This is a genomic window from Rathayibacter sp. VKM Ac-2929, from assembly GCF_022815495.1.
Classification (GTDB): domain Bacteria; phylum Actinomycetota; class Actinomycetes; order Actinomycetales; family Microbacteriaceae; genus Rathayibacter; species Rathayibacter festucae.
The window spans coordinates 1-3,492 of the sequence record NZ_JALGRV010000012.1; the positions used below are offsets into that span (position 1 = coordinate 1).

Sequence of the window (3,492 nt, forward strand, 5' to 3'; positions counted from 1 at the left end):
TCCGCCCCGAGCAGTGTCGGGTGCGGTGTGCAGGTCGTGTCTTTGCGAACACGACCCGCGGTATGGAGCCCGTATTCTGGGAACCACAAAGTGGACGCAAGCAATCTCTGACCACTCCTACCAGCCTTTACAACGGTATGAGTGTAGTGATTATCAAGTTATCGGCTTATTAGTACCGGTCAGCTCCGACAGTCTTTAGTCCTGTCTTCCACATCCGGCCTATCAACCCAGTCGTCTGGCTGGGAGCCTCTCCCCCGAAGGGATGGAAATCTCATCTCGAAGCCGGCTTCCCGCTTAGATGCTTTCAGCGGTTATCCGTTCCGAACGTAGCTAATCAGCGGTGCTCCTGGCGGAACAACTGACACACCAGAGGTTCGTCCATCCCGGTCCTCTCGTACTAGGGATAGATCTTCTCAAATTTCCTGCGCGCGCAGCGGATAGGGACCGAACTGTCTCACGACGTTCTAAACCCAGCTCGCGTACCGCTTTAATGGGCGAACAGCCCAACCCTTGGGACCTACTCCAGCCCCAGGATGCGACGAGCCGACATCGAGGTGCCAAACCATGCCGTCGATATGGACTCTTGGGCAAGATCAGCCTGTTATCCCCGAGGTACCTTTTATCCGTTGAGCGACAGCGCTTCCACAAGCCACTGCCGGATCACTAGTCCCGACTTTCGTCCCTGCTCGACTTGTCAGTCTCACAGTCAAGCTCCCTTGTGCACTTACACTCGACACCTGATTGCCAACCAGGTTGAGGGAACCTTTGGGCGCCTCCGTTACTCTTTAGGAGGCAACCGCCCCAGTTAAACTACCCATCAGGCACTGTCCCTGAACCCGATTAGGGTCCGAAGTTAGATATCCAGAGTGACCAGAGTGGTATTTCAACAATGACTCCACGAACACTAGCGTGCCCGCTTCACAGTCTCCCACCTATCCTACACAAGCCACACCGAACACCAATACCAAACTATAGTAAAGGTCACGGGGTCTTTCCGTCCTGCTGCGCGTAACGAGCATCTTTACTCGTAATGCAATTTCGCCGAGTTCGCGGTTGAGACAGCTGGGAAGTCGTTACGCCATTCGTGCAGGTCGGAACTTACCCGACAAGGAATTTCGCTACCTTAGGATGGTTATAGTTACCACCGCCGTTTACTGGGGCTTAAATTCTCAGCTTCGCCTTGCGGCTAACCGTTCCTCTTAACCTTCCAGCACCGGGCAGGCGTCAGTCCGTATACATCGTCTTGCGACTTAGCACGGACCTGTGTTTTTAGTAAACAGTCGCTTCCCACTGGTCTCTGCGGCCATCGAACGCTCCCGGAGCAAGTCCGTTCACGCCTCAGGCCCCCCTTCTCCCGAAGTTACGGGGGCATTTTGCCGAGTTCCTTAACCACGATTCTCTCGATCTCCTTAGTATTCTCTACCTGACCACCTGAGTCGGTTTGGGGTACGGGCAGCTAGAACCTCGCGTCGATGCTTTTCTTGGCAGCATAGGATCACCGATTTCGACTTGCGTCTACCCATCAGATCTCAGGCTATATGAACGACGGATTTGCCTATCGTTCGCCCTACATCCTTAGACCGGGACAACCATCGCCCGGCTCGGCTACCTTCCTGCGTCACACCTGTTAATACGCTAAACGCACCAGCACGGGGTCGTACGCTAGGCCCAACGCTTCACCCCGAAGGGATCCATCAAAGGGATTCAGATACTTAGCACTACTGGATTGTCTTGGGCGGTTCTTCGCCGGTACGGGAATATCAACCCGTTGTCCATCGACTACGCCTGTCGGCCTCGCCTTAGGTCCCGACTTACCCAGGGAAGATTAGCTTGACCCTGGAACCCTTGGTCTTCCGGAGGACGGGTTTCTCACCCGTCTTTCGCTACTCATGCCTGCATTCTCACTCGTGTGGCGTCCACGGCTGGTTCACACCGCCGCTTCACTCGCCACACGACGCTCTCCTACCCATCAACACGGCTGGACCACGAAGGCCTACCACTAATGTCAATGCCACAACTTCGGTGGCGTGCTTGAGCCCCGTTACATTGTCGGCGCGGAATCACTTGACCAGTGAGCTATTACGCACTCTTTCAAGGGTGGCTGCTTCTAAGCCAACCTCCTGGTTGTCTGTGCAACTCCACATCCTTTCCCACTTAGCACGCGCTTAGGGACCTTAGTTGGTGGTCTGGGTTGTTTCCCTCTCGACTATGAAGCTTATCCCCCACAGTCTCACTGCTGCGCTCTCACTTACCGGCATTCGGAGTTTGGCTGACGTCAGTAAGCTTTTGGGCCCCATCGGCCATCCAGTAGCTCTACCTCCGGCAAGAAACACGCAACGCTGCACCTAAATGCATTTCGGAGAGAACCAGCTATCACGAAGTTTGATTGGCCTTTCACCCCTATCCACAGCTCATCCCCTCCATTTTCAACTGAAGTGGGTTCGGTCCTCCACGACGTCTTACCGTCGCTTCAACCTGGCCATGGATAGATCACTTCGCTTCGGGTCTAGACCCTGCGACTGAATCGCCCTATTCGGACTCGCTTTCGCTACGGCTGCCCCACACGGGTTAACCTCGCCACAGAGCACTAACTCGCAGGCTCATTCTTCAAAAGGCACGCCGTCACCCCAACATGGGAGCTCCGACGGTTTGTAAGCAAACGGTTTCAGGTACTATTTCACTCCCCTCCCGGGGTACTTTTCACCTTTCCCTCACGGTACTTGTCCGCTATCGGTCATCTGGGAGTATTTAGGCTTATCAGGTGGTCCTGACAGATTCACACGGGATTTCTCGGGCCCCGTGCTACTTGGGATACTCTTCACGCCATAACACCATTTCGACTACGGGGCTCGCACCCGCTCTGGCCAGGCATTCAAACCTGTTCGTCTATGATGCGCTGTAACGTTCAGTGCTCGGCAGAACACAACGAAAAGTCCCACAACCCCGACCATGCAACCCCTGCCGGGTATCACACATGATTCGGTTTAGCCTCTTCCGCGTTCGCTCGCCACTACTGACGGAATCACTGTTGTTTTCTCTTCCTGTGGGTACTGAGATGTTTCACTTCCCCACGTTCCCTCTACCCGCCCTATATATTCAGGCGGGAGTCACCAGGTCACCACAAGGGGCCTGGCGGGGTTTCCCCATTCGGAAATCCTCGGATCACAGCTCGTTTATCAGCTCCCCGAGGCTTATCGCAGATTACGACGTCCTTCTTCGGCTCCAGATGCCAAGGCATTCACCGTTTGCTCTTAAAAACTTGAAAATCACATGAGTTTAAGAAACCACAACTCGAAAAGTTGCAGATCCAATGATTGGCAAGAACACAACCCGAAGGCTGCTCCTTGCGAATCTTGTCGACCCGAACAACCCGCAAAGGCTGCCCGAGTCTAAGATGCTCGCGTCCACTGTGTAGTTCTCAAAATACGGGCGGTATCCCTCCCCCACACACCCAGGCGTGGAAAAAGGATCCAGGAGAGTCGAGATCCAGCC

Annotated in this window: 1 rRNA gene; it reads right to left on the reverse strand. The window is 54.5% G+C overall.

Going from position 1 to position 3,492, the window contains the following annotated elements:
- Nucleotides 1–149: 149 nt before the first annotated feature.
- Nucleotides 150–3,265: ribosomal RNA gene (locus MT355_RS21030) — 23S ribosomal RNA — on the reverse strand.
- Nucleotides 3,266–3,492: the final 227 nt, after the last annotated feature.